Source organism: Streptomyces sp. NPDC024555 (assembly GCF_055559335.1).
In genome coordinates, this window is the sequence record NZ_JBVHKV010000032.1 from 23,002 (window position 1) to 47,640 (window position 24,639).

At 73.4% G+C, this 24,639-nt stretch carries 20 protein-coding genes; 8 read left to right on the top strand and 12 right to left on the bottom strand.

All coding sequences use genetic code 11. The features are described from left to right. Window positions 1–71: 71 nt before the first annotated feature. The 4 genes from ACZ4FH_RS35195 to ACZ4FH_RS35210 all read right to left on the bottom strand — a co-directional run bounded on the left by ACZ4FH_RS35195 (window position 72) and on the right by ACZ4FH_RS35210 (window position 7,581). Window positions 72–1,598: a hypothetical protein gene (locus ACZ4FH_RS35195; RefSeq protein WP_467309969.1), complete on the bottom strand. Its 1,527-nt coding sequence runs from the start codon at window positions 1,596–1,598 to the stop codon at window positions 72–74. Window positions 1,599–1,670: 72 nt separating this feature from the next. Next, window positions 1,671–5,396 (bottom strand): hydantoinase B/oxoprolinase family protein, encoded by a 3,726-nt coding sequence (locus tag ACZ4FH_RS35200; protein ID WP_467309971.1) that lies wholly within the window; start codon window positions 5,394–5,396, stop codon window positions 1,671–1,673. Between the two features lie 150 nt (window positions 5,397–5,546). After that, entirely contained in the window at window positions 5,547–6,968 is a 1,422-nt protein-coding gene (locus tag ACZ4FH_RS35205) for a HEAT repeat domain-containing protein (protein ID WP_467309972.1), read from the bottom strand. A gap of 220 nt (window positions 6,969–7,188) precedes the next feature. After that, window positions 7,189–7,581, bottom strand: coding sequence for an ankyrin repeat domain-containing protein (locus ACZ4FH_RS35210; protein ID WP_467309974.1), 393 nt, complete (start codon window positions 7,579–7,581; stop codon window positions 7,189–7,191). 298 nt (window positions 7,582–7,879) lie between these two features. Between ACZ4FH_RS35210 and ACZ4FH_RS35215 the strand changes: the two genes are divergently transcribed. After that, window positions 7,880–8,074: a hypothetical protein gene (locus ACZ4FH_RS35215; protein WP_018103962.1), complete on the top strand. Its 195-nt coding sequence runs from the start codon at window positions 7,880–7,882 to the stop codon at window positions 8,072–8,074. A gap of 37 nt (window positions 8,075–8,111) precedes the next feature. After that, complete coding sequence (locus ACZ4FH_RS35220) at window positions 8,112–9,704, top strand: hypothetical protein (protein ID WP_467309976.1); 1,593 nt, start codon at window positions 8,112–8,114, stop codon at window positions 9,702–9,704. Window positions 9,705–9,766: 62 nt separating this feature from the next. On the opposite strand, the gene ACZ4FH_RS35225 is transcribed toward ACZ4FH_RS35220, so the two are convergent. Continuing rightward, window positions 9,767–11,266, bottom strand: coding sequence for an SCO1417 family PLP biosynthesis transcription factor (locus tag ACZ4FH_RS35225; RefSeq protein ID WP_383650985.1), 1,500 nt, complete (start codon window positions 11,264–11,266; stop codon window positions 9,767–9,769). A gap of 100 nt (window positions 11,267–11,366) precedes the next feature. Here ACZ4FH_RS35225 and yczE point away from each other — a divergent pair, with 100 nt between their 5' ends. The 4 genes from yczE to ACZ4FH_RS35245 all read left to right on the top strand — a co-directional run bounded on the left by yczE (window position 11,367) and on the right by ACZ4FH_RS35245 (window position 14,868). Next, entirely contained in the window at window positions 11,367–12,029 is a 663-nt protein-coding gene (yczE, locus tag ACZ4FH_RS35230) for a membrane protein YczE (protein WP_467309979.1), read from the top strand. Further along, on the top strand, window positions 12,026–12,790 hold the full coding sequence (locus ACZ4FH_RS35235) for a glycerophosphodiester phosphodiesterase family protein (protein ID WP_467309981.1): 765 nt from the start codon (window positions 12,026–12,028) through the stop codon (window positions 12,788–12,790). Before yczE ends, ACZ4FH_RS35235 begins: the two co-directional genes overlap by 4 nt. A gap of 45 nt (window positions 12,791–12,835) precedes the next feature. Then, window positions 12,836–14,218, top strand: a complete 1,383-nt coding sequence (locus tag ACZ4FH_RS35240; protein WP_467309983.1) for an MFS transporter — start codon at window positions 12,836–12,838, stop codon at window positions 14,216–14,218. A 275-nt stretch (window positions 14,219–14,493) separates the two neighbouring features. Beyond that, window positions 14,494–14,868, top strand: a complete 375-nt coding sequence (locus ACZ4FH_RS35245) for an RNA polymerase-binding protein RbpA (protein ID WP_003959706.1) — start codon at window positions 14,494–14,496, stop codon at window positions 14,866–14,868. 88 nt (window positions 14,869–14,956) lie between these two features. Here ACZ4FH_RS35245 and fxsA read toward each other — a convergent pair whose 3' ends face one another. The 4 genes from fxsA to ACZ4FH_RS35265 form a co-directional block, all read right to left on the bottom strand. After that, on the bottom strand, window positions 14,957–15,532 hold the full coding sequence (gene fxsA, locus ACZ4FH_RS35250) for an FxsA family membrane protein (protein ID WP_467309985.1): 576 nt from the start codon (window positions 15,530–15,532) through the stop codon (window positions 14,957–14,959). A 62-nt stretch (window positions 15,533–15,594) separates the two neighbouring features. Continuing rightward, a complete protein-coding gene (locus tag ACZ4FH_RS35255) occupies window positions 15,595–16,362 on the bottom strand; it encodes a polyprenol monophosphomannose synthase (protein ID WP_383650990.1) in 768 nt (255 codons plus the stop codon). A 526-nt stretch (window positions 16,363–16,888) separates the two neighbouring features. Further along, complete coding sequence (locus tag ACZ4FH_RS35260) at window positions 16,889–18,529, bottom strand: amidohydrolase (protein WP_467309988.1); 1,641 nt, start codon at window positions 18,527–18,529, stop codon at window positions 16,889–16,891. A gap of 77 nt (window positions 18,530–18,606) precedes the next feature. Then, complete coding sequence (locus tag ACZ4FH_RS35265; protein WP_383650992.1) at window positions 18,607–19,047, bottom strand: Lrp/AsnC family transcriptional regulator; 441 nt, start codon at window positions 19,045–19,047, stop codon at window positions 18,607–18,609. Window positions 19,048–19,249: 202 nt separating this feature from the next. Between ACZ4FH_RS35265 and ACZ4FH_RS35270 the strand changes: the two genes are divergently transcribed. Further along, entirely contained in the window at window positions 19,250–19,648 is a 399-nt protein-coding gene (locus ACZ4FH_RS35270; protein ID WP_383650993.1) for a hypothetical protein, read from the top strand. A gap of 447 nt (window positions 19,649–20,095) precedes the next feature. Here ACZ4FH_RS35270 and ACZ4FH_RS35275 read toward each other — a convergent pair whose 3' ends face one another. Next, entirely contained in the window at window positions 20,096–21,268 is a 1,173-nt protein-coding gene (locus ACZ4FH_RS35275) for an acyl-CoA dehydrogenase family protein (RefSeq protein WP_467309991.1), read from the bottom strand. Window positions 21,269–21,649: 381 nt separating this feature from the next. Between ACZ4FH_RS35275 and ACZ4FH_RS35280 the strand changes: the two genes are divergently transcribed. After that, window positions 21,650–22,912 (top strand): glycoside hydrolase family 18 protein, encoded by a 1,263-nt coding sequence (locus ACZ4FH_RS35280; RefSeq protein WP_467309993.1) that lies wholly within the window; start codon window positions 21,650–21,652, stop codon window positions 22,910–22,912. Window positions 22,913–22,981: 69 nt separating this feature from the next. On the opposite strand, the gene ACZ4FH_RS35285 is transcribed toward ACZ4FH_RS35280, so the two are convergent. Further along, on the bottom strand, window positions 22,982–23,134 hold the full coding sequence (locus ACZ4FH_RS35285) for an SCO1431 family membrane protein (RefSeq protein WP_467309995.1): 153 nt from the start codon (window positions 23,132–23,134) through the stop codon (window positions 22,982–22,984). Window positions 23,135–23,248: 114 nt separating this feature from the next. Next, window positions 23,249–24,610 (bottom strand): peptidase C39 family protein, encoded by a 1,362-nt coding sequence (locus ACZ4FH_RS35290; protein WP_467309997.1) that lies wholly within the window; start codon window positions 24,608–24,610, stop codon window positions 23,249–23,251. Window positions 24,611–24,639: the final 29 nt, after the last annotated feature.

A 24,639-nucleotide genomic window follows, 5' to 3' on the forward strand; every position in this document is an offset into this window, starting at 1 on the left:
GCTGCGGGACGTCTTCGGTACGGGGTGGCGGGGCACGGCGGAGAGCGGGCCGGGGGCGGGCGGGGTGGTGGTCATGTCGCCTCGGACCGGTCCGCGGCCATACCGGCGGCGTCCAGCAGGGCCGTGCCGACGATGAGGTCGGCGCCGCCGAACTCGGCGTCCTCCAGCGGGGTGCCGTCGTCGACGGAGAACAGCAGGCGGCGCTCTCCCTGCCGGTAGGCGGTGCCGACCGGGGGGCTCGCGGCGTGCACCGCGAGCAGGGCGACGAGGTAGGGCAGATCGGGGTCGCGGCGCCGGGCCTCCGCCAGCAGTCCGGACAGCCGGCGCGGCGCGTCGTGCTCCAGGTCGAGCAGGTCCATGGCGGAGGCGAGCTGCTCCTCGCTGAAGCGGCTGTCGTCCGGGGTGGCGATGAGATCCGGCTCGGGCATCTCGGCGCCCAGGTGTTCGCGTTCGAGCGGCGGGGTGAGCAGCAGCTCGACCAGGTCGCCGAGGCGGACGGAGGCCGGGGTGCGCAGTCCGGTGCCGTGGGCGAAGAAGGCGTCGGTGGCGCGGATGGACTGTTCGACGGGGAGGGGCAGCAGCGGGGCGAGGAGCTGTCCGTAGAGGTCGAGCCCGGTGCGGGCGGCGGGGGCGGCGAAGGCCTGGCGGTCCTGTTCGGCGCGGAAGAGCGGGCCGGCCTCCAGCAGGCGGGACTGGAGCTGGGTGTGGCGGCGGATGCAGTCCTTGACGATGTCGACCAGCTCGGCGGCGCGCCGCTTGTGCTCGGGCTCCTCGGCCTCGTCGCGGGCCTTGCGGATGTTGGTGAGGATCGCGTTCTCGTGGCGGTAGCGGTCGGCCACGTGGTCGAGGGCCTCGGCGATCATGTCGGGGACGGCGTTGAGCCAGTCGACCGCGCGGACGTTGCGGCGGGTGGCGTCGAGGGTCTTGCGGAGGGTTTCCGCGTACTGCACGGTCCGGTAGCGGGCCTGCTCGGCGGCGAGCTGGGCGTCGGCCAGGCGGCCCCGGCTGATCAGCACCTCCAGCTTCACCTCGGCGGCGATCTGGGCGCTGGTGACGTCCGTGTCGAGGGCGCCGACCAGGACGTTGACCGCTTCGTCGGTGGCCCGCAGATAGACGCTGCCGCCGTGGCCGGGGACCTCCTCGATCAGTTTGAAGTCGTAGTCGCGGCGGACGTAGACGCCGTCGGGGCCGAAGGTGCCGTAGACCGCGCGGAAGCCCCGGTCGACGCTGCCGACGTTGATCAGGTTCTCCAGGACCCAGCGGGCGACCCGCTCGTGCTCGGCGGCCGGGCGGGCCGGGGCCTGGGCGGCGACGCGGGGAAGCAGTCTGGCCACTATCTGGTCGTGGTCGGCCCCGGTGTCGAAGTCCATGTTGAGCGTGACGTGGTCGATCGCGGCGAGGGCGACCTCGGCCATGGCGTAGACCGTGTACTCCCCGGCGAGGTTCGCCTTGCGCACGTCCAGGTCGTGCAGCGGCGCCGTGCAGGCGAGCGCGCGCAGCCGCCGCGAGAGCCCCTCGTCGGCGGCCGGGCCCGGGGCGGGCCGCGGTCCCGCGCTGAGCTGGGGCGCAGCGGTGTCCGTGTAGGCAGGCGAAGTCACGCTGCACAGATTAGGTCCTCGGACTGACAACGGTCGAAACGGCGCAGATGCGGCCGGTTGCCCCGGAGTCGGTCAGGCGCCGTCGCCCGGTCCGGCGGCGGGGCCGTGCCGTCCGCCGGCCGGGCCGCCGGGTCCCTCGGCGTCGTCGCGCGTCCCGCGGGTGCCGGGCTCCGCCGCCCCGGGCTCCGTGTCCCCGGGCGGCGTCCCGTATCCGCCGCCGCCGGGGGTGCGGACGACCAGGACGTCACCGGCCGCCAGTTCGACGGTGTCGCAGCCGTCCAGCGGGGTGCGGGTGCCGTCGGCCCGTTCGACGTGCTGGCTGCCCAGGGCCCCCGGCTCCCCGCCCGCCATGCCGTAGGGCGGGACGCGGCGGTGCTGGGAGAGCAGTGTGGCGGTGACCGGTTCGAGGAAGCGCATCCGGCGCTCCACGCCGCGGCCGCCCCGGTGCCGGCCGCGCCCTCCGCCGTCCTCGCGCACCGCGAAGGAGTCCAGCCGGACCGGGTAGCGCCACTCCAGGATCTCCGGGTCGGTGAGGCGCGAGTTGGTCATATGGGTCTGCACGGCGTCGGTGCCGTCGAACCCGGCTCCGGCGCCGGAGCCGCTGGCCACGGTCTCGTAGTACTGCACGCGATCGTTGCCGAACGTGAGGTTGTTCATGGTCCCCGAGCCCTCGGCCTGGATGCCGAGGGCGGCGTAGAGGGCTCCGGTGACGGCCTGGGAGGTCTCCACGTTCCCGGCGACGGTGGCCGCCGGGGGCAGCGGGGAGAGCATGGAGCCCTCGGGGATCCGGATGTCCAGCGGGGTGAGGCAGCCACTGTTGAGCGGGATGTCGTCGTCCACCAGGGTCCGGAACACGTAGAGCACGGCGGCCGTGACGACGGACTTCGGGGCGTTGAAGTTGCCGGGCTGCTGCGGTGAGGTGCCGGTGAAGTCGACGACCGCGCTGCGGGCCTCGCGGTCGACGGTCAGGGTCACCTCGATGACGGCGCCGTTGTCGGTCTCGTAGCGGCAGTGGCCGTCGTGGAGCCCGGCGAGGATGCGGCGTACGGACTCCTCGGCGTTGTCCTGCACGTGTCCCATGTAGGCGCGGACCGCCTCGGAGCCGAACTGGTCGGTCATCCGGCGCAGTTCGGCGATGCCCTTCTCGTTGGCGGCGATCTGGGCGCGGAGGTCGGCGAGGTTGGTGCCGGGGTCGCGGGAGGGGTGCGGGGCGGTGGTGAGCAGGTGCCGGGTCTCGTCCTCGCGGAAGGCGCCGTCGCGGACCAGGAGCCAGTTGTCGAAGAGGACCCCCTCCTCGTCGACGGTGCGGCTGAAGGCCGGCATGGAGCCCGGGGTGATGCCGCCGATCTCGGCGTGGTGGCCGCGCGAGGCGACCAGGAACCGCAGCACGGGCGCGCCGTCCGTCTCGTCGAAGACGGGGGTGACGACGGTGACGTCGGGCAGGTGGGTGCCGCCGTGGTACGGGTCGTTGATGGCGTAGACGTCGCCGGGGCGCAGGCCGTCGCCGTTGCGCCGCAGCACCTCCTTGATGGATTCGCCCATGGAGCCGAGGTGCACGGGGATGTGCGGGGCGTTGGCGATCAGGCGGCCCTCGGCGTCGAACAGGGCGCAGGAGAAGTCGAGCCGCTCCTTGATGTTGACGGAGCGGGAGGTGTTCCTCAGGCGTACGCCCATCTGCTCGGCGATGGACATGAAGAGGTTGTTGAAGACCTCCAGCATCACCGGGTCGACCCGGGTGCCGACGGCCCGGCGCCCGGGGCGGGGCACGGCGCGGGTGAGGACGAGATGCCCGCTCGCGGCGGGGACGGCCTGCCAGCCGGGGTCCACGACGGTGGTGGCGTCGGGTTCGGCGACGACGGCGGGGCCCGTCACCGTGTCCGAGGGCCGCAGGTCCGTCCGGCGGTACAGCGCGGCGTCCTGCCAGCGGTCCTCGGCGTACATCCGCGCGGTCCCGGGCGGGCGGGGCTCGTCGCCGGCTGCGGGGCTCGGTGCGCGCGGGGCGGACCCCTCCCCCGTCGCGCCGGTCGCCTCGACGGAGAGGGCCTCGGCGACGAGCGCGCGGTCCATGGTGAAGCCGTAGCGGGCCCGGTGCTCGGCGGTGAACGCCCCGGTCATGGCGGTCGCGGTGTCCAGATCGACGGGCAGGCTCGCGTCGGTGCCCTCGTAGCGCAGCAGGACGCGGGCCCGGGTGGTGATGTCCCGGTCGGGTACGCCGTCGGCCCGCAGGTCGGCGCGGGTGCGGGCGGCCAGCTCCTCGTCCAGCGCGGCCAGCCGGTCCGGGGCGGCGTCGTCCAGCAGGGCCTCCACGGACTGCTCGCGCATGGCGGTGGCGTCGGCCAGGCCGATGCCGTACGCGGAGAGCACCCCGGCCAGCGGGGGGACGAGGACGGTGTCGATGCCGAGGGCGTCGGCGACGGCGCAGACGAGCTGGCCGCCGGCGCCGCCGAAGCCGGTGAGGGCGTAGCGGGTGATGTCGTGGCCGCGCTGCACGGAGATCCGTTTGACCGCGTTGGCGGTGTTGAGGACGGCGATCTCCAGGAAGCCCGCGGCGGTCGCCGCCGCCGACCGTCGGGTCCCGGTGGTGCGGGCGACCTCCTCGGCCAGGTCCTCGAAGCGCTCGCGCACGAGGCCGTCGTCCAGCGGGCGGTCGCCGTCCGGGCCGAAGACGGCGGGGAAGTGGGCGGGCCCGATCCGGCCGAGCATCACCTGGGCGTCGGTGACGGTCAGCGGTCCGCCCCTGCGGTAGCAGGCCGGGCCGGGGTCGGCGCCCGCCGAGTCGGGTCCGACCCGGAAGCGGCTGCCGTCGAAGTGGAGCACGGAGCCGCCGCCCGCGGCGACGGTGTGGATGCTCATCATGGGGGCGCGCATCCGGACGCCCGCGACCTCGGTGTCCAGTTCGCGTTCGAAGGCGCCGTCGTAGTGGGAGACGTCGGTGGAGGTGCCGCCCATGTCGAAGCCGATGACCCGGTCGTGGCCGGCCCGGCCGGAGGTCCGGGCCATGCCGACGACGCCTCCGGCCGGTCCCGAGAGCACCGCGTCCTTGCCGCGGAAGTGGGCGGCCTCGCGCAGACCTCCGTTGGACTGCATGAACATCAGACGGATGCCGTCGAGTTCGGCGGCGATCCCGTCGACGTAGCGGCGCAGGATCGGCGAGAGGTAGGCGTCGACGACGGTGGTGTCGCCGCGCGGGACCAGCTTGATCAGCGGGCTGACCTCGTGGGAGCAGCTGACCTGCGGGAATCCGGCCGCGCGGGCCTCGGCGGCGACGGCCTTCTCGTGGGCCGGGTGACGGTAGCCGTGCATCAGGACGACGGCCGCCGCGGCCATGCCGTCGGCGCGGGCGGCCCGCAGCCGCTCGGCGACCGGGCCAAGGTCGAGCGGGCGGACGGTCTCCCCGCGCGCGCCGATCCGTTCGGGGACCTCGATCACCCGCTCGTACAGGGCCTCCGGGAGGAGGATGCGCCGGTCGAAGAGGCGGGGGCGGTTCTGGTAGGCGATGCGCAGGGCGTCGCGGAAGCCCTCGGTGATGACGAGCACGGTGGGTTCGCCGCGCCGCTCCAGCAGGGCGTTGGTGGCGACGGTGGTGCCCATCCTGACGGCGACGACCCGGTCGGCGGGGACGGGCTCGTCGGGCCCGATGCCGAGCATCAGACGGATTCCGGCCACGGCGGCGTCGCGGTAGCGGTCGGGGTCGTGGGAGAGGAGCTTGCGGGTGACCAGACGGCCGTCGGGGTCCTTGCCCACCACATCGGTGAACGTGCCGCCGCGGTCGATCCAGAACTCCCAGCGTCCGGTCATTCCTCCATAGTGGCGCCCGTCGGTTCGATCCGGGCGCAGGAGCGGCGGGGCGGCGGCCCGGGTGTCGCGGGCCTCGGGGTGGTGCGGAGGGGGCCGCGCGCCCCCGACGCGCTGCTCCTCGTGCGGTCGCCCGGCCGGTGCCGGGGCCGGTCAGACGGCCGGGGCGTCCGGTCCGATCCTGCTGCGGACCGCCGACTGGACCTCGGCCTCCTCGGCGGGGTCGGCGGCCAGTCGGCGCAGCCTTTCGGCCACCCTGATGTCGCCGGTCTCCGCGTGCCGGGCGGCGACCTCGCGGGTCGTCTCCTCGCAGTCCCAGAGGCATTCGACGGCGAAGCCGGTGGCGAAGGAGGGGTCGGTGGCGGCGAGGGCGCACGCGGCCCGGCCGCGCAGCTGGGAGGAGGAGGTCTCCCGGTAGACGTGGCGCAGGACGGGTGCGGCGCAGACGATGCCGAGCCGTCCGGCGCCGTCGACGAGCGCCCACAGCCGGGGCGCGTCGGGGCCCTCGCCGCGTACCGCGTCGCGCAGGGCGCCGAGGACGAGCGGGGCGTCGGCGGCGGTGCCCCGGCCGGCCAGGACCCCGGCGGCCGAGGCGCCGAGCGCGTCGGGGCGGCGGGCCCAGCGGCGGGCCCGTTCCACCGCGGCCTCGCCGCACATCCGCTCGAAGGCGGCGACGGCCGCTTCGGCGACGGTGTGGGAGGCGCCGGAGGCCGCCGTCTCGATCAGATCGAGCACGGCGGGGTCGCGGACCTCGGCGGCGAGGTAGTGGAGCGCGGCGCAGCGGGCGCCGTCGGATCCGCTGCGGGCGGCCTCGACGATCGCGGCCCGGTCCTCGGGGCCCGCGACGGCGGAGAGGCAGCGGGCGGCGGGCACGTGGAGCACGGCTCCCCGGTCGAGTCCGTCCTGGGCCCAGTCGAGGACGGAGCGGACGCTCCAGCCGGGCCGGGGGCCGCCGGGGCGCATCTGGCGCTGCCAGCGGTCGAAGGAGCCCTGTTCGGAGGCGGCCCGGACCCGGGCGCCCACGAAGGGGCGCGGGTCGTCGGCCCACAGCCGCCAGGGACGTGGCTCGTAGGCGTCGCGGACGGTGGCGGCCAGTTCGGCGCGGCCCTCGTCGGTGTCGGGGAACCGGCCGAGCACGGGTGCGGCGAGCGAGCGCAGTCCGGCGTCGTCGTCACGGAGCGCGAGCTCGTCGAGGGCCCAGGCCCAGTTGGAGCCGGTCGCGGCGTAGCGCCGCAGCAGGGCGAGGGCGTCCTCGCGGCCGTACGAGGCGAGGTGGCCCAGGACGGAGAGCGCGAGGCCGGTCCGTGAGTCCTCGGTGTCGAGGTGGTCGTCGGCGTCGAAGAGGTGCCGGTCGATCTCCTCGATCCCGCCGTCGAGGTCGAGATAGAGGCGGGCGTAGTACAGGGAGCGGTTCTCGACCTGCCAGTCGTGGCGCGGGTCGCTCAGGACGCAGTGGTTGAGGGCCGCCAGGGCCTCGGGGCGGGGTGCGGCGAGTGCGTGCAGGGTGCCGTCGCCGCGGCCCCTCTGCAGCAGGCCGAGCAGGGTGCCGCTCGGCGCTATGAACGGATCGAACATGGGAAAGGCCTCACATCAAGCTGTCGACGCAACCGGGACTGTGCAGTTCCACGTGCCGGGTGGGCACTAGGCAGCGCAGCAACATGATCGGCCGACCGCCGTCTTCCGCTTGGTGTAGAGCATCTTCCTCTGCCTCTCGTCGAGTGACCCTGATCGGGCCCGCGACGTCATGATGACCCAGCCATTTCGCCACCGCGACCACATTTACGGCGAACCCCTTTCAGCGCGTGCCGAAGAGTTCCAGCAGGTCGGCCTTGCCGAACATGCGGGCGGTGTCCACGGCGGAGGGCGTTCCGGCCGCCGGATCGGCACCCGCGTCGAGCAGGGCCTTGATCACCTCGTCCTCGCCCTTGAAGACGGCTCCGGCGAGCGGGGTCTGCCCGCGGTCGTTGGCGCGGTCGGGGTCGGCGCCGCGGCCGGCCAGGGCGGCGACGGCGGGGGCGTGGCCGTGGTAGGCGGCGAGCATGAGCAGGGAGTCGCCCCGGTCGTTGCTGAGGTTGGCCGGCACGCCGGCGTCGACATAGGCGGCGAGCGCGTCGGCGTCGCCCCGGCGGGCCAGGTCGAAGACCTTGGCCGCCAGTTCGACCACCTCGGGATCGGGTGCTTCGCTCATCGTGGACCGCCTTCCGTGGACCGTGGTGTGCCGTGCCGCACCCCGTGCGGGGCCGGACGAGTGAATCGACAGGGTACTGCCCGGAAGCTCATCTACCCCGGCCCGCCCATGGCAAAAGATCACGTCGGGTGACGGCGGCGGGCGCACCGCCCGCGCACCCCGGCCGGCACCGTCCCCCTGTGCGCCACTCCAGTGAAAAAACCGACTTTTCACCCGATTGCGACTTTTATCCTATAGATACTTCCGGTGAGCTTGGAAGGACTCATGGTGACTGTCCCCCCGACCAGGAGAACCACTCATGATCCTTTCCATGTCAGGCGTCGTCATCCTCGGCATCATCGTCTTCCTGTTCTTCAGGAAGGACGGGCTGAAGGCCTCGCACGCCCTCGTCACCGCCCTGTTCGGCTTCTACCTGGCCGGAACCGCCATCGCACCGAGCATCACCGCGGGCGGCGCGAGCCTGGCCGGACTCCTGGGCGGGATCAAGTTCTGACCCTCCGCCCCCGTTCCCACCCCCTCAGGAGACAGACGTGGCCCGGCGACCACTCCCCCGCATTCTGAGCAGCGGCAGCGCTTCGATCACTCGCGGTCGCGAGTTCGCGCGCACGGCCGCCGACAGCGCCACCGACGTGCTCCATCCGCTGATCATGATCACTCGTGGTCTGCGGCTGCTGGCCGGTGCAGGACGGCAGAAGTGGGCCGCGACGCCCAAGGACCGGCGTGGCCCCACGCTGTTCCTCGTCGCGGCCTGCGTCCTCGTGATCGCACTGCTCCCGTACGGCCCGTTCATCGCCCTGGCCGCGGTGATGGGCGCCGCCGCGTGGACGGGCCGGGAGCGCACCCCCGTGAGGACCGGCCCCGACGAGGCCGAAACGGCGCGCCTGCGCGCCCTGTACGAGGCGCTCGTCCCGTACTTCTCCACGCCCGAGGACCCCGGTCCGCTGTTCGCCCACGGCGGCGACTGGGAGCAGGTCTTCAGCGCGTACGCGTTCGACGGCGACGGCCGGATCAGCGCGCTGCGGGTGGCCTACCCCGCCTACTTCCCCGACAGCGAGCCCGCCTCCCGGGCCCGGATCGAGCAGTTGCTGCACGCCAAGTCCGGACGGGGCCGGGAGTACCGCTTCGACTGGGACGAGGAGGGCAACCGCCTCGTGATGAGCGTGCTCGACGCCCTGCCGACCTCGGTCACCGCCCAGCGTTTCGTCACCGCCCCCGGCGAGACCGTCCTCGGCTTCACGGACGACGACGCCGCGCCGCGCACCGTGCCGGTCGCCGACGGCGAGGACACCCGGGACGCCCCCGGGGTGGTCTGGCGCACCGGTCTGCGCTCCACCGAGCCGCATCTGCTCGCCGTGGGCCAGCCCGGCAGCGGGACCAGCACCCTGCTGCGCTCCGTCGCCCTCCAGGCGCTCCAGCACGGCGACATCCTGATCGTCGAGGGCAGCGGCACCGGCGAGTACGCGTGCTTCACCGGGCGCGAAGGGGTCCTGGCCGTCGAGTCCGGGCTGGCCGGGGCGCTGTCCACGCTGGAGTGGGCGGCCAGTGAGACCGAACGGCGGCTGATCGAGGCCGACCGGGCCCGCCAGGCCGGCCGGCCCGCCCCCGAGGACATCCGCCGCCCGCTCTGGATCCTGCTGGACCGGCCGAGCGTGCTCGGCCACCTCGCCTCGGCCGACGGCGGCCCCGACCCGCAGGAGCTGCTCCAGGTCCCGCTGCGGCACGGCCGGGCCGCGGGCGTCACCGTGGTGATGACCGAGCAGTTCGACGGCCTCGACGGGCTGAACGCCACCGTCCGCTCGCACACCAGGGCCCGGGTGGTGCTCGGCCACTGCACCCCGGACCAGATCGAGTCCGTCCTCGGTCTCGGACCGCACACCACCCCGCCCCCGGACGTCCCGCCGGGCCGCGGCTACGCGCGCCTGGGCACCGGCCCGGTGCTGCGCATCCAGGTGCCGGCCACGCCCGACCCGTACGACGACGCGACGAGCGAGGCGCAGCGCCGGGCCGTCCTCGATCTGCTGCCCGAGCGGCGCACGGCCGTCGAGGCGAGCCTGCCCGACCCGGCCACCGGTGACGCCGTCACCGCCTCGGTCGGCGTGGAGGGCCTGGCCCTCAGCGACTGATCCGTCCCCGCGAAGAGGCCCGTGGCCCCGAAGGCCCACGGGCCTCTTCGCGCGTCCGGCACTCAGGCCACGAACGTACGGGGCGTCTCGGCGCCCGCCCCCGCGCCGGAACCCACCAGCCGGGCGGCGGCCGCCAGCCGCTGCGCGGCCTCGTCGGCCACCGGACCGCCGACGGTGAACGGCAGCCGGACATACCCCTCGAAGGCCCCGTCGACCCCGAACCGCGGCCCGGACGGCACCCGCACCCCGACGCTCTCCCCCGCCACCGCGAGGCGCGAGCCGGAGAGGCCGCCGGTGCGGACCCAGAGCGTCAGTCCGCCGCGCGGCACGGTGAACTCCCAGTCGGGGAGCTCCCGGCGCACCGCCGCCACGAGCGCGTCGCGGTTCTCTCGCGCCTGCTCCCGGCGCATGCCCACGGCCTGCTCCCAGCCGCCGGTGCGCATCAACCAGTTGACGGCCAGCTGCTCCAGGACCGGGGTGCCCATGTCGGCGTAGGCGCGGGCCGCGACCAGGCTGCGGATCACGTCCGGCGCCGCGCGCACCCAGCCGATCCGCATGCCCGCCCAGAACGCCTTGCTGGCCGAGCCCACCGTGAGGACGGTGCTGCCCGCCGGGTCGAAGGCGCAGACCCGGCGGGGCATGTCCACGTCCTCGTCCAGGTACAGCTCGTTCATCGTCTCGTCGACGACCAGGACCGTACCGGCCGAGCGGGCGGCGTCCACCAGCGCGCGGCGGCGGTCCTCGTCGGCCAGCGCCCCGGTGGGGTTGTGGAAGTCGGCCACGACGTACGCCAGCCTCGGGGCGGCGTCGCGCAGCACCTGGCGCCAGCGGTTCATGTCCCAGCCGCCGAGCCCCTCCTCCATCGCCACCGGCACCAGCCGGGCCCCGGCCTCCCGCATCAGCTGGAGGATGTTGGCGTAGCTCGGGGACTCCACCGCGATCCGCTCACCGCGCCCCGCGAACAGATGGCAGATCGCGTCGATCGCGCCCATCGCCCCGGTGGTGACCATGATCTGCTCGGGCATCGTCGGGATGCCGCGCTCGGTGTACCGGTCGGCGATCATCCGCCGCAGCGCGGGGAGCCCGGCGGGGTAGTCGCCGTGGGTGTGGGCGTACGGGGGCAGCTCCTCCAGGGCGCCCTGGACGGCCCGGGTCAGCCAGGGTTCCGGGGCGGGCAGCGAGGCGCAGCCCAGGTCGATCATCGAGCCCAGCGCCTCGGGGGGCAGCGGTTCCAGTCCGCGGGCGGGCAGCGGATTGCCCGCGGGGACCGCCGTCCAGCTGCCGGCGCCGCGCCGCGACTCCAGGAAGCCCTCGGAGCGCAGCGCCTCGTAGGCGGCGGCGACCGTGGTCCGGCTGACGGAGAGCGCGAGGGCCAGCTCGCGTTCGGCGGGCAGCCGGGCGGCGACCGGGACGCGGCCCTCCAGGACGAGCAGCCGGACCCCGTCGGCGAGCGCCCGGTAGGCGGGCGGCCTGCGGGTGCCGGGACCCGCGGGCCGGGGCTGCTGGGCGTGCAGCTGGCGGGCGAGCTGCGCCGCGCCGACGGCCGAGGTCCACTGCGCCATGAGAATCAGTCCACCTTCCTCGGATTGGCCGTATTCGGCAGCCAATCCCCTGCCACAGAGTGACATGCGGCAGTCCACGACCACCACACCAGGGGGCACCATGTCCAGTTCCGCGGCACCGCACGGGCGCCACCTCGTCCGGCGGCTGAGCCAGCTGTACGCCGGGCTGGCCCTGTACGGGGTGAGTTCGGCGCTGCTGGTCGTCGCCGGGCTAGGGCTGGAGCCCTGGGGGGTGCTGCACCAGGGCATCGCCGAGCGGACCGGGATCAGCATCGGGGCCGTCTCGATCGCCGTCGGGGCCGTCGTACTGCTGCTCTGGATACCGCTCCGGCAGCGGCCGGGCCTCGGCACCGTCTCGAACGTCTTCGTCGTCGGTCTCGCCATGGACGGCACCCTCGCGCTGGTCCCCGAGGCGCACGGGGCCCTGACGCGGACCGGGGTGATGGCCGCCGGGATCGTGCTCAACGGCGTGGCGACGGGCCTCTACATCGCCGCCCGGCTGGGGCCCGGCCCCCGCGACGGCCTGATGACCGGGCTGCACCGGCGCACCGGCCGCTCGATCCGGCTGGTCCGCACGGCGATCGAGATCGCGGTCGTGGCCACCGGATTCCTGCTCGGCGGCTCGCTGGGCGCGGGCACCGTCCTCTACGCCCTGGCCATCGGGCCGCTCGCCCAGTTCTTCCTGCGGTTCTTCGCGATCTCCGACGGCGGTGGCACCGCGGTCGCCGGCCGGACACCGGGACAGGCCATACTGCCGCGGTGACTGACGTACGCCACCCCTATCTGGACCACCCGGGCCCGCTGCCGTTCGCCCACCGCGGCGGGGCCGCCGACGGCATCGAGAACACGGCGGCCGCGTTCCGCCGCGCGGCCGGCGCCGGGTACCGCTACTTCGAGACGGATGTGCACACCTCGGCGGACGGCCGGCTGATCGCCTTCCACAACACCACCCTGGACCGGGTCACCGACGCCCGGGGGCGGCTGGCGGAGCTGCCGTGGAGCGAGATACGGCGGGCCCGGATCGCCGGGCGCGAGCCGCTGCCGCTCTTCGAGGAACTGCTGGAGGAGTTCCCCGACGCCCGGTGGAACGTCGACCTCAAGGCGGAGTCCGCCCTCGAACCCCTGGTGGAGCTGATCCGCCGGACGGACTGCTGGGACCGGGTGTGCGTCGGCTCGTTCTCCGAGGCGCGGGTGGCCAGGGCGCACCGACTGGCGGGCCCCCGGCTGGCCACCTCCTACGGCGTCCGGGGCGTCCTCGGGCTGCGGCTGCGCTCCTACGGGATCCCGGCCGCCGTCCGGGCGGGCGCGGTCTGCGCGCAGGTCCCGGAGAGCCAGGGCGGCGTCCGGGTGGTGGACCGGCGCTTCGTGCGCGCGGCCCACGCGCGCGGGCTCCAGGTGCACGTGTGGACGGTGAACGAACCGGATCGGATGGCGGCGCTCCTGGACCTCGGCGTGGATGGCATCATGACCGATCACATCGAGACGCTGCGCACGGTGCTGAGCGAGCGGGGGGCCTGGGCCTGACGCCGGCCCGGTGACGTCTCCACGGGCAGCGACGAGGGGTGGGCGATGAGCGCCGAGACCGCGGACACCGCCGGAACGGCGGACACCGGGACGGTGGCGGCCGAGGACCGGAAGCGGGAGCAGCGCGGCTGGTACTTCTACGACTTCGCCTGCTCCGGCTATTCGACGAGCGTCCTGACGGTGTTCCTCGGCCCCTATCTGACCTCGGTCGCCAAGGCCGCCGCCGACGCCGACGGATACGTCCACCCGCTGGGCATCCCGGTGCGGGCCGGCTCGGTCTTCGCGTACGGGGTCTCCGCCTCGCTCGTCGTCGCGGTGATCCTGATGCCGCTCGCGGGCGCGGCCGCCGACCGCAGCGGACGCAAGAAGCCGCTGCTCGCGGCGGCGGCCTACACGGGCGCCACGGCGACCGCCGCGATGTTCTTCCTGGACGGGAACCGCTATCTGCTGGGCCTGCTGCTGCTGATCGTGGCCAACGCGTCGATCTCGGTGTCGATGGTGCTGTACAACGCCTATCTGCCGCAGATCGCCGAGCCCGACGAACGGGACGCGGTCTCCTCCCGGGGCTGGGCCTTCGGCTACACCTCGGGGGCGCTGGTCCTGGTCCTGAACCTGGTCCTCTACACCGGCCACGACTCGTTCGGCCTGTCGGAGTCGGAGGCGGTCCGGATCTGTCTGGCCTCGGCCGGTGTCTGGTGGGGCGCCTTCACGATCGTGCCGCTGCGCCGGCTGCGCGACCGGCAAACGGGACCCGCGGGCGGCCGCCCGGCGGGCACCGGCGAGGTCCGTTCCGGCTGGAAGCAGCTGAGGGCCACGCTGCGCGACATGCGGAGCCATCCGCTCACCCTGGCGTTCCTGCTGGCGTACCTGGTCTACAACGACGGGGTGCAGACGGTGATCTCACAGGCCTCCGTGTTCGGTTCCGAGGAGCTGGGCCTCGGCCAGACGACGCTGATCACGGCGGTCCTGCTGGTCCAGGTCCTGGCGGTCGCCGGGGCACTGGGCATGGGCCGGCTGGCCCGGGTGTACGGCGCCAAGCACACCGTTCTCGGCTCGCTGGCCGTCTGGACCCTGATCCTGGTCGCCGGATACTTCCTGCCCGCCCGGTCTCCGGTCTTCTTCTATGTGCTCGCCGCGGCGATCGGCCTGGTCCTCGGCGGCAGCCAGGCGCTCTCCCGCTCGCTGTTCTCGCATCTGGTGCCGCGCGGCAAGGAGGCGGAGTACTTCTCGGCGTACGAGATGAGCGACCGCGGGCTGAGCTGGCTCGGACCGCTGGTCTTCGGGCTCGCCTACCAGCTGACCGGCAGTTACCGGGACGCGATCATCTCGCTGGTGGTCTTCTTCCTCGTCGGTTCGGTCCTGCTCGCCAGGGTGCCCGTACGGCGGGCCGTGGCGGCGGCGGGGAATCCCGTACCCGAACGGATTTAGACGTTGAAGTGAAAGGCCGGTAGTGTACGCCTTTGGCCTGCCCGGAGGAGCGTTACTGCGAGCGGTAGAACCCGAAACACTGGGTGACAACTTCCGCCAGAGGTGACAAACCGGGCATGGGCGGGTACGAGAACACTCGCAGACCTGAAAAAGCTAGCGGCACGACGGGCGACGCATGACCGGCAACGGGAATCTTTGCCGCCGACCGGACGTTGACCGGATGACGACGACAGCGACACCTGTCCTGTGGGCGACAAGCCCGGGAGGCACGATTCATGAGTGAGCGAGCTCTCCGCGGCACGCGACTCGTGGTTACCAGCTACGAGACGGACCGCGGCATCGATCTGGCCCCGCGCCAGGCGGTGGAGTACGCATGCCAGAACGGACATCGATTCGAGATGCCGTTCTCGGTAGAGGCGGAAATTCCGCCGGAGTGGGAGTGCAAGGCGTGCGGCGCCCAGGCACTCCTGGTGGACGGGGATGGCCCCGAGGAGAAGAAGGGCAAGCCTGCGCGTACGCACTGGGACATGCTCATGGAGCGGCGCACCCGCGAGGAGCTGGAGGAGGTGCTGGCCGAGAGGCTGGCCGTCCTGCGCTCCGGCGCCATGAACATCGCCGTGCATCCGCGGGACAGCAGGAAGTCCGCCTGACCGGGGCGGATCACCGCGACAACAGAGCCGAGGGCCGCGACACCCACCGTGTCGCGGCCCTCGGCTCTTGTCGTGCCCGGGACCGGGCCTAGGGGGTGAGCGGCGGCCGGGGCTCGTCCTCGGGGCCTGCGGGCTCGTCGCGGATGACCTCGCCCTGGACGACCTTGCCGTCCGGGCGGTGCATCCGGGCCTGCTGGAAGGCGCCGGGGAAGCTGCCGGCGGGGGCCGCGTTCATCCGGCGCTCCAGGGAGCGCTCGGCGAACCGGCTGAGGGCCGAGCGGACCGGCGGTACCAGGAGCAGCAGCCCGGCCACGTCCGAGATCATCCCCGGAATCATGATCAGCAGTCCGCCGAGCATCAGGAACCCGTTGCCCCGGGTGCCCGTGGGAGCGGCCGTGGAGCCGTCGACCCCCGGCTGCCCCGGCATCTGCTGAAGCGTCTCGGTGAGGTTGCGGAAGGCCCGGCGGCCCGCCCGCTTCATCACCGCCGCGCCCAGCACCACCCCGGCGGCCAGGAGCAGCAGCACGGTGAATCCGCCCGCCGCGTCGGCCACCACGATGAGCAGCCAGATCTCCAGCACCGCCCAGGCGGCGACGGCGAGGGGCACGATGGTGCGGACGCGCGAGCGTCTGCGGGCGGTCGGGGGCGGGGTACCGGTCGTCATGCCCCCAGTGTGCCTGGACACGTGTCCGGACGCGGTAAGGGGAGGGCGGCCGGCCCCGGCGGTCAGGAGGGCCGGCGGCCGAGCACCTTGTTGGCGCGGGTGGTGACGCCCCAGGCCGTCACGCGCCAGAGCGCCTCGACGAGGATGTCCCGGCTCATCTTGGAGTCGCCGACCTCACGGTCCACGAAGGTGATCGGGACCTCGACGACGTGGTAGCCGGCCTCGATCGAGCGCCGGGCCAGGTCGACCTGGAAGCAGTAGCCCTGCGAGGCGACCTCGTCCAGACCGATGCCCTTGAGGGTCTCCGCGCGGAAGGCCCGGTAGCCGCCGGTGACGTCCCGGGTGCGCAGTCCGAGCAGCAGCCGGGAGTAGGTGCTGCCGCCGCGGGAGATCATCTCGCGGGACTTCGGCCAGTTGACCACGCGCCCGCCGGGGACCCAGCGGGAGCCGAGCACCAGGTCGGCGCCCTTGAGGGCGGTCAGCAGCCGGGGCAGTTCCTCGGGCTGGTGGGAGCCGTCGGCGTCCATCTCGACGAGGACGCCGTACTCGTGCTCCATGCCCCAGCGGAAGCCCGCCAGATAGGCCGCGCCCAGGCCTTCCTTGCCCTTGCGGTGCAGGACGTGCACCTGGTCGTCGGCCGCCGCGATCTCGTCGGCGAGCTTGCCGGTGCCGTCGGGGCTGTTGTCGTCGGCGACCAGGATGTCGGCCTCCGGCACGGCGGCGCGCACCCGGCTGACGATCGGCTTGATGTTCTCGGCCTCGTTGTAGGTCGGAATGATCACCAGGGTTCTGCCGAGCGGGCCGTATCGCCTCTGACCGCCGTCGTTCACTTACTGCCCCTTAAGTCCGTACGCAGATGCACACCATATCGAGCGCGGCGCGGTCACCCGGCGACCCGGTCGGGCGGGGCGGAAAGCGGTGGCGGACAGAAGTGCCGAAGTACGGACAGAACTGCGGATCGGGGCCCGGCGCCCTTCGGGCCGACCTGGGACCCGCTGGCTGCGGGTCGACCTAGAGCCGTTGTCTACTGAACGTCCGGGCCCCACCCGGGTCGCACCTCCGTCCGGCTGAAACCTTCCCTCGCCCCCGAGGCGCGGGCGCTGAACCTGGCTGTCAGTGATGGTGCGCCGGTGCGGCACACCACCCCGTGACCCAGCGGCGTTCGACGACTGCGTGGAGGCCCAACCGGTCGGACGTCCTGTGGTGGACTCGGCCGAACCTACCGGCCGATGGGCACATCCTGTCAATAGGTGTCTGACCTGCACCATTGACCGAAACTCCCTGGTCAGTCCCGAAGATCCCCAGGTCGCGGGAGAGCCGGGGCACCCTCGGCCGGCGGTACGAAATGTCCCGACGTCACTCGTTCGGTCGTACGTAGACCGTTTGTCCGAAGACAACCGTGCGCAGGCAGACCGGGAGTTCGGCACCCGGAGTCAGGTCCGGAAGGCCCGGAGTGCCCGACCTCGGATCGGTCGACCAGCGGGCCACCCGGTCGTCCGGCGCCTGCACCACCAGCGCGTCCGTCCTCCAGACCGCGTAGTCGGCCGGTGCGCCCGGCACCAGGGTCCCGGCGTCGTCGCGGCCCAGGGCCCGCCAGCCGCCGCGCGTGTGGGCGGTGAAACCGGCACGTACGGAGATCCGGTGGTCGAGCGTGCGGTGGAAGGCGGCGGCCCGTACGGTCCCCCAGGGGTCCAGCGGGGTCACCGGACTGTCCGAGCCGAACGCGAGGGGCACACCGGCCCTCAGGAGCGCGGCGTACGGGTTGAGGGTCGCGGCCCGCTCGGCGCCCAGCCGCGCGGCGTACATCCCGTCCGTACCGCCCCAGGCGGCGTCGAAGGCCGGCTGGACGGAGGCGGTGAGCCCCAGTTCGGCGAAGGCGGCCACGGTCTCGGGGGTGAGCATCTCGGCGTGCTCGACGCGGTGCCGGGCGGCCCGGACCCTGGCGAGGCCGACCTTCCCGGCCGCCGCCCGGACCCCCTCGACCACCGCGGAGAGCGCCGCGTCGCCGATGGCGTGGAAGCCGGCCTGGAGCCCGGCCTCGGTGCAGGCCGCGGTGTGGGCGGCGATCTGCTCGGCGTCCAGATGGGCGGAGCCGGTGCCGGGCGCGTCCGCGTAGGGCGCGTGGAGGCAGGCGGTGTGCGAGCCGAGGGAGCCGTCGACGAAGAGGTCGCCGGCCGCGCCCACGGCGCCCAGCTCCCGTACCCGCCGCGCGTCCTTCTCGTCGCCGACCCGCTCGGCCCAGTAGCCGAAGACCCGGGGGCCGGGGCGTTCGGCGGCGAGCCGCAGCAGGGCGGTGAAGTCCTCCTCGTCGGAGATGTCGGGGCCGCCGCACTCGTGGACCGAGCCGATGCCCAGGGACGCCGCGCGGTCCAGCGCGGCACGCTGGGCGGCGGCGCGCTGCGCGGGCGAGACGGCGGCGTGCGCGGCGGCGCGCACGGCGTGGTGGGCGGCGCCGGTCAGCGGCCCGTCGGGCCGGTAGCCCGTCATCGCGGTGACGCCGGGGACGAGGTCGAGCAGCGCGGTGGTCACGACGGCCGAGTGCACGTCGATCCGGGGCAGGTAGACGGGCCGGCCCGGCGCGGCGGCGTCCAGCTCGGCGCGGGAGGGGGCGCGCCCCTCCGGCCAGCGCGTGGCGTCCCAGCCGTGGCCGAGGACGACCCGGTCGGCGGGGTGCGCCGCCACATGGGCCGCGACGCGCTCCAGCGCCTCGGCCAGGCTGCCGGCGCCGGAGAGGTCGAGACCCGTCAGGGCCAGCCCCGTCGAGGTGGTGTGGACGTGCGCGTCGGTGAACGCCGGGGTCACCAGGGCCCCTTCGAGGTCGATCACCTCGTCCACGCCGCTCGCGAAGGCGTCGGCGGCCCCTTCGGAGCCCACCCAGGCGACATGGCCGCGTTCGACCACCATGGCGGTGGCGAAGGGGTCGGCGGGGCTGTGGACGTCTCCACCGCGCAGCAGCACGGTGCGGTGTTCGCTCTGGGGGGCGGTGCTCTCGGTCATGGGCACCAGTCTCCCGCCTGCGGGGGCGCGCGCCGTGCGCGACCCCCTCGTGAGCCGCCGCAGGTCCCCCGCCGGGCTCAGATCCGCGGCGGCCGCGCCTCGTAGGGGGTCGAGAGGACGACGGTGGTGCGGGTGGAGACGCCGGCCAGCGAGCGGATCCGGGTGAGCAGGTTCTCCAGCTCCAGGGGACTGGCCACGCGCACCTTGAGGATGTAGTTCTCGTCACCGGCGACGCTGTGGCAGGCCTCCAGCTCCGGGACGCCCGCGAGCCGTTCCGCGATGTCGTCGGGGGCGCTCGGGTCGAAGGGCTTCACCGAGATGAACGCGGTCAGGGGCAGGCCGACGGCCTCGGGGTCGACGACCGCGGCGTAGCCGCGGATCACCCCGCGCTGCTCCAGCCTGCGGACGCGCTGATGAACGGCCGAGGTGGACAGGCCGGTGGCCTTGCCCAGGTCGGTGTAGCTCATCCGCCCGTCCTTGACGAGCAACTCCACGATGTGACGGTCCAGCTCCTCCATATGGATCAATCTATGGCCCAGGGCCCTCCAGGCACAGCCATGAGCGGCCGGGAAGGGCACCTGCGGCAGCCGTGTGACGAACGCCACAGGTTTACGGACCAGTAGCCGGGCGTCTCGCGGTTACGGCAGATTCCCGACGGGAAGTGCTTGCTGTGGTCGCGGCCGCGGCGCCATGTCGGCCCACCCGAGGGGGGAACATCCCATGCAGAGCCTGAAGCTCACCGGACGTACCGAACCGGAGCCTGTTGATCCGTTCGAGGACACGGCTCCCGACGCGTACGACACGTTCGAGATCTACCGGGTGGTCTGCCCGGACTGCGCGCAGCCCATCGCGCTCCTGGCGGACGAGGACGTGCTCCCCGAGCACGCCCTGTGCCCGACCGCGTGGAACCCGTTCGTGCTGACCGTGTGCGCGGGTACGGGCCGGGCCGCGTCGGACGCGCGGCCGGCCGACGAGTCGGCGGGCGCCCAGCCGGAGACGGCGCAGCTGCTGACGCTCCCGCAGGGGCTCGACTGGAGGATGCAGCCGTTCTCGCACGCCGGGGGCGCGGGTTCGCGGCCGATCCGGGTGCCCCGGCAGCTGCGGCGCGAGGCCGCCTGAGACCCGCCCGGCCTCCCGGCGGCCGGCCGGGCCGCCGGCGCGCGGACCTGATCCGGGGCCCCGCGCCACCGCGGTCGCACCGGCACGGAGGACTTCGGCGCTTGCCGCTCCACGGCGAACAGGCGCCCGATTCGGCCGGACAGTGACCCGGCGCCGTCCCGCGGCGTTGGCCCGGTATGACCCCGCTGCACTCCACGGCCGGTCCGGGCCGCCGTCGGCTCGTCGGTTCCGCTTACGAAGAATCGGTTCCTCAGACCCGTACCGCCTCCGCCTCCCCCGAGGCGCGGCGCCCGGAGCGGCGCGCCTCTCCGTACGCGGCCGACCCGCCCATCTACCGCTCGCTGCTGCGGCACTGGGAGAAGACGGGCAGGACCCTGCCGGGCCGTCACGACCAGGAGTGGAACCGGATCATGACGACACCGGTCTGGGCGGACCGGACGCCTGCGGTCAGCGTGTCTCCGGACCCGCGAGATGGCGGGCGATGACCATCCGCTGGATCTGGTTGGTGCCCTCGACGATCTGCAGCACCTTCGCCTCGCGCATCAGCCGCTCGACCGGGAAGTCCAGGGTGTAGCCGTATCCGCCGAGCACCTGGACGGCGTCGGTGGTGACCCGCATCGCCGCGTCCGTGCAGAACAGTTTGGCCATCGCCGCCTGGCGCGAGAAGGCGCTCCCGGCGTCGCGCAGCCGGGCGGCCTCCAGGTAGAGCGCGCGGCCCGCCTCGATCTGGGTGGCCATGTCGGCCAGCATGAACCGCAGCCCCTGGAAGTCCGCGATGGGCCGGCCGAACTGCTTGCGCCCGGTGGCGTAGGCGACGGCCTCGTTCATCGCGGCCTGGGCGACCCCGATGGCGCAGGCGGCGATGCCCAGCCGGCCGGAGTCGAGCGCCGACAGGGCGATCGCGAAGCCCTGGCCCTCCTCGCCGATCCGGCGCGCGTCGGGGACCCGGACCCCGTCGAAGTGGAGCTGGGCGGTGGGCGAGCCCTTCATGCCCATCTTCTTCTCGGGGACGGCCGCGCCCAGGCCCTCGGCGTCGCCCGGGACGAGGAAGGCGGTGATCCCGCGGGGGCCGTCGACGCCGGTGCGGGCCAGGACGGTGTAGAAGTCGGCGATGCCGCCGTGCGTGATCCATGCCTTGGTCCCGTCGAGGACCCAGTCCTCGCCGTCGCGCACGGCCTTGGTGCGCAGCGAGGCCGCGTCGGAGCCCGAGGCCGGCTCGGAGAGGCAGTAGGCGCCCAGCAGGCCGCCCGCGAGCATCGGCTGGAGGTGCGCGGCCTGCTGCTCCTTGGTGCCGTATCCGGCGAGCGCGTGGCAGGCGAGGGAGTGGACGCTGACGCCGAGTCCGACGGTGAGCCGGGCGGCGCTCAGCTCTTCGAGGACCTGGAGGTAGACCTCGTACGGCTGGTCACCGCCGCCGTGGGCGGAGTCGTAGGGCAGTCCGAGGAGGCCGGATTCGGAGAGCAGGGTGAAGATCTCGCGCGGGAAACGGCCCGCGTCCTCCTCCTCCGCCGCCTTCGGCGCGATCTCGCGCTGGGCGATGTCGCGGACGAGCGTGAGGAGTTGCCTGGACTCCTCGGTGGGCAGACGGCGTTCCACCGGTTGCGGGGCACGGTCGGACATGACGGCGCTCTCCTCCCTGTCGGGCGTTGCGGCGGTCGCGCGCGCGGGGTGTGCGCGGGCGCCGCCGGGGGGATCTCCGGACGATGCCCGGAAAACACTGGGCCCAGCCGATGGTGCCCTCCCGGATTGCGGGACGAGGCGGCAGGCGGCTGTGGCGGGTCGAGTATGCCCGATCGGACGGCATCCGTCACCGGGTGATCGAAAACGCCGGGGCCTGCCCGGAGACGACCGAGTCGATCATCGGACTTGGTCCGCACCATTGACCCAACTGGTCTAGTCCATCTACGGTTCCGAGCGGACCGGCTTTGCGCGTTCATGCCAAATCGAGCGTGCGCGGCCGGTCGTCCACCGGCACGTCCCCTCCCCCACGAGGAGCAACCCATGACCGGATCGCACCGCACGGGAGCCCGTCTCCGGGCACTCGCCGCCACCGCCTGTACCGCCGCCCTCGGCGCCGCCCTGCTGGGCGTCGCGGGCACCGGACAGGCCGGCGCGGCACCCGCCGCCGCACCGGCAGCAGCACCGGCCGCCCCCACAGCGGCCGGTGGCAAAGTGGTCGGATACTTCACCAACTGGGGTGTCTACCAGCGCAATTACCACGTCAAGAACATCGAGACCTCCGGCTCGGCCGACAAACTCACCCACATCAACTACGCCTTCGGCAACGTCCAGGGCGGCAAGTGCACCATCGGCGACTCCTACGCCGACTACGAGAAGGCGTACACCGCCGACCAGTCGGTCGACGGCGTCGCGGACACCTGGGACCAGGAACTGCGGGGCAACTTCAACCAGTTGCGCAAGCTGAAGAAGCTGCACCCGGATCTCAAGGTGATCTGGTCCTTCGGCGGCTGGACCTGGTCCGGCGGCTTCGGCGAGGCGGCGAAGAACCCGGCGGCGTTCGCCGAGTCCTGCTACAACCTGGTCGAGGACCCGCGCTGGGCCGATGTCTTCGACGGCATCGACATCGACTGGGAGTACCCGAACGCCTGCGGTCTCACCTGCGACACCAGCGGCCGCGACGCCTACGGCGAGCTGCTGTCGGCGCTGCGGAGCAAGTTCGGCGCGAACAACCTGGTCACCTCGGCGATCAGCGCGGACGGCTCCGACGGCGGCAAGCTCGACGCCGTCGACTACGGGGGCGCGTCCCAGTACGTCGACTGGTACAACCCGATGACGTACGACTTCTTCGGCGCCTGGGACGCGAAGGGCCCGACGGCCCCGCACTCCCCGCTCACCTCCTACGAGGGCATCCCCAAGGAGGGCTTCAACAGCGAGGCGGCGATCGAGAAGCTGAAGGCGCAGGGCGTCCCGGCCTCGAAGATGCTGCTCGGCATCGGCTTCTACGGCCGGGGCTGGACCGGCGTCACCCAGGACGCGCCCGGCGGCACCGCCACCGGCGCCGCCCCCGGCACCTACGAGGCGGGCATCGAGGACTACAAGGTCCTCAAGAACAGCTGCCCCACCACCGGCACCGTCGCCGGCACCGCGTACGCCCACTGCGGCACCAACTGGTGGAGCTACGACACCCCCGCCACCATCGGCACCAAGATGGCGTACAAGAACCAGCAGGGCCTGGGAGGCACCTTCTTCTGGGAACTCAGCGGGGACACGACGAACGGTGAGCTGATCAAGGCCATCGACTGACCGCGTCGTCCGACGGGCACGAGGGGCGGGGAGCCGGACCGGCTTCCCGCCTCCGGCGTGCCCGGCGGGTCACATCAGCCCGAGGCGGGTGACCAGCACGGCGACGGCGACGACCAGGATCCAGCCGAGCACGTTCTCCAGCAGCTTCGAGCGGTCGTCGGGCCCGCCGGTGCGCGCACGGCGACGGGCGGGGGTGGTGAGGGCGGCGGCGGTCGCGGTCATGGCATCTCGTTCGGTCGGCCTGCGGTGGTGTCCCCCGAGGACGGATCCACAGTGCCGGCCCGACGCGCCCCGGGGTAGAGACGCTCGTCACTCCCCCGGGGCCGCCGCGCGGGATCAGCGGATGCCGACGGCCGCCAGGGCCCGGCGCTGGCCGGGCGTGGGGTGGGCCGGGAAGTAGACGTAGCAGACGCCGCCTGTGCCCGACACCACAGTGCCGCTCGCGTTGCGTCGCTTGGTGCGGAGCCAGACGGTCTCCCACTCGTGCCGCAGATAGACCCGCCGCACCGCCTCGTCGCTCGGGGAGGCCGGGTCGTTGGCGATCACGTCGCCGTTCGCGGTGAAGCCGATGACCGTCATCAGATGGCCGGAGGTGCCGTATCCGGCGCCCGTCAGTTCCTCCTTGAGGAAGGACTGCGAGGTGATGACGGGGATGCCCGCGCGGATCAGGGTCTCCACGTCGGTCAGGGAGCCCAGCCGGGTCACCACGGCGCTCATGTCGCGGTACGTGGCGGCGTAGGCGGCGTTGAAGGGCCAGTTGCCGCAGCCCTCGTACTGGTAGTCGTAGGTGTACCGCGCGGCGTGGCAGACCTGCGGGTCCGGCAGCGCGGGGTCGACCCAGGCCAGGTCCTCGGCGGAGGGGGTGCGGCCCCAGTACTCGATGATCATCTGGGAGGAGGTGGGGCTGCACCACGCCTCGCCGCCGTTGTCGTACTCGGGGTACTGGCCCACGTGCACGTTCTGCGAGTAGCGGGGCACCGGCAGTTCCCGGGCGAGGCCGGACACCGAGGCGGGCACGGTGAAGCGGTCGGGGACGTCCGAGGCCATCGCGCCCAGCCGCCAGACCGTGGGGGTCAGCGCGGTGCCGGGGGTGCGGTGGAGCGTGAGGCGCAGGCGGTAGGAGAGCAGACGCAGACCGCTCGCCGCGTCGTCCACGGAGAAGGTGTCGGTCCATACGGAGCTCTTGCCGTCGCTCTGGTCGTCGACCGAGGTGCGGCGGATGTCGCCGTCGCCGGCGGCCCAGCGGCCCATGACGTACCAGGGGGTCTCCGTACCGTCCGAGTAGGTGCCGCGCAGTTCGACCTGGATCCAGGTGCCGGCCGGGGTGTGCGCGTTCCAGGAGGCGATCACCTCGGTGGCGGGGACGGTCGAACGGTGCACCGGGGAGGTCCAGGTGGCGTAGTCCCAGGCGGCGGTGGTCCCGGTGTGCGGGTCGGTGTACTCGGTGCGGCCCTGCGGATGGCCGATGACCAGTCCGGCCCGGCGGCCGGCGACCGCACGGGTGCCCTCGCCGGAGCCGCAGCGCCAGTCGGTGTAGCTGCTCCAGAAACGGTTGTCCACGAGGGAGGCCGCCGCAGGGGACGCGTCGGGCCGGGCCGGGGCCGCCGAGGCGGAGGCGGCGGACGCGACCGTTCCGGCTCCGGCGGCCGCCGCGATCGCGGCGGTGAGCAGGGTTCTGCGTGAGGTCGGACTGGGCATGGCGGGACTCCCGGTCGTCGGCGGAGGGG

Bases quoted from the DNA above. Each gene is read 5' to 3' on its own strand.
- ACZ4FH_RS35200 (WP_467309971.1), bottom strand. From the start codon at position 5,396: ATGACCGGACGCTGGGAGTTCTGGATCGACCGCGGCGGCACGTTCACC.
- ACZ4FH_RS35205 (WP_467309972.1), bottom strand. From the start codon at position 6,968: ATGTTCGATCCGTTCATAGCGCCGAGCGGCACCCTGCTCGGCCTGCTG.
- ACZ4FH_RS35210 (WP_467309974.1), bottom strand. From the start codon at position 7,581: ATGAGCGAAGCACCCGATCCCGAGGTGGTCGAACTGGCGGCCAAGGTC.
- ACZ4FH_RS35215 (WP_018103962.1), top strand. From the start codon at position 7,880: ATGATCCTTTCCATGTCAGGCGTCGTCATCCTCGGCATCATCGTCTTC.
- ACZ4FH_RS35225 (WP_383650985.1), bottom strand. From the start codon at position 11,266: ATGGCGCAGTGGACCTCGGCCGTCGGCGCGGCGCAGCTCGCCCGCCAG.
- yczE (WP_467309979.1), top strand. From the start codon at position 11,367: ATGTCCAGTTCCGCGGCACCGCACGGGCGCCACCTCGTCCGGCGGCTG.
- ACZ4FH_RS35240 (WP_467309983.1), top strand. From the start codon at position 12,836: ATGAGCGCCGAGACCGCGGACACCGCCGGAACGGCGGACACCGGGACG.
- ACZ4FH_RS35245 (WP_003959706.1), top strand. From the start codon at position 14,494: ATGAGTGAGCGAGCTCTCCGCGGCACGCGACTCGTGGTTACCAGCTAC.
- fxsA (WP_467309985.1), bottom strand. From the start codon at position 15,532: ATGACGACCGGTACCCCGCCCCCGACCGCCCGCAGACGCTCGCGCGTC.
- ACZ4FH_RS35260 (WP_467309988.1), bottom strand. From the start codon at position 18,529: ATGACCGAGAGCACCGCCCCCCAGAGCGAACACCGCACCGTGCTGCTG.
- ACZ4FH_RS35265 (WP_383650992.1), bottom strand. From the start codon at position 19,047: ATGGAGGAGCTGGACCGTCACATCGTGGAGTTGCTCGTCAAGGACGGG.
- ACZ4FH_RS35270 (WP_383650993.1), top strand. From the start codon at position 19,250: ATGCAGAGCCTGAAGCTCACCGGACGTACCGAACCGGAGCCTGTTGAT.
- ACZ4FH_RS35275 (WP_467309991.1), bottom strand. From the start codon at position 21,268: ATGTCCGACCGTGCCCCGCAACCGGTGGAACGCCGTCTGCCCACCGAG.
- ACZ4FH_RS35280 (WP_467309993.1), top strand. From the start codon at position 21,650: ATGACCGGATCGCACCGCACGGGAGCCCGTCTCCGGGCACTCGCCGCC.
- ACZ4FH_RS35285 (WP_467309995.1), bottom strand. From the start codon at position 23,134: ATGACCGCGACCGCCGCCGCCCTCACCACCCCCGCCCGTCGCCGTGCG.
- ACZ4FH_RS35290 (WP_467309997.1), bottom strand. From the start codon at position 24,610: ATGCCCAGTCCGACCTCACGCAGAACCCTGCTCACCGCCGCGATCGCG.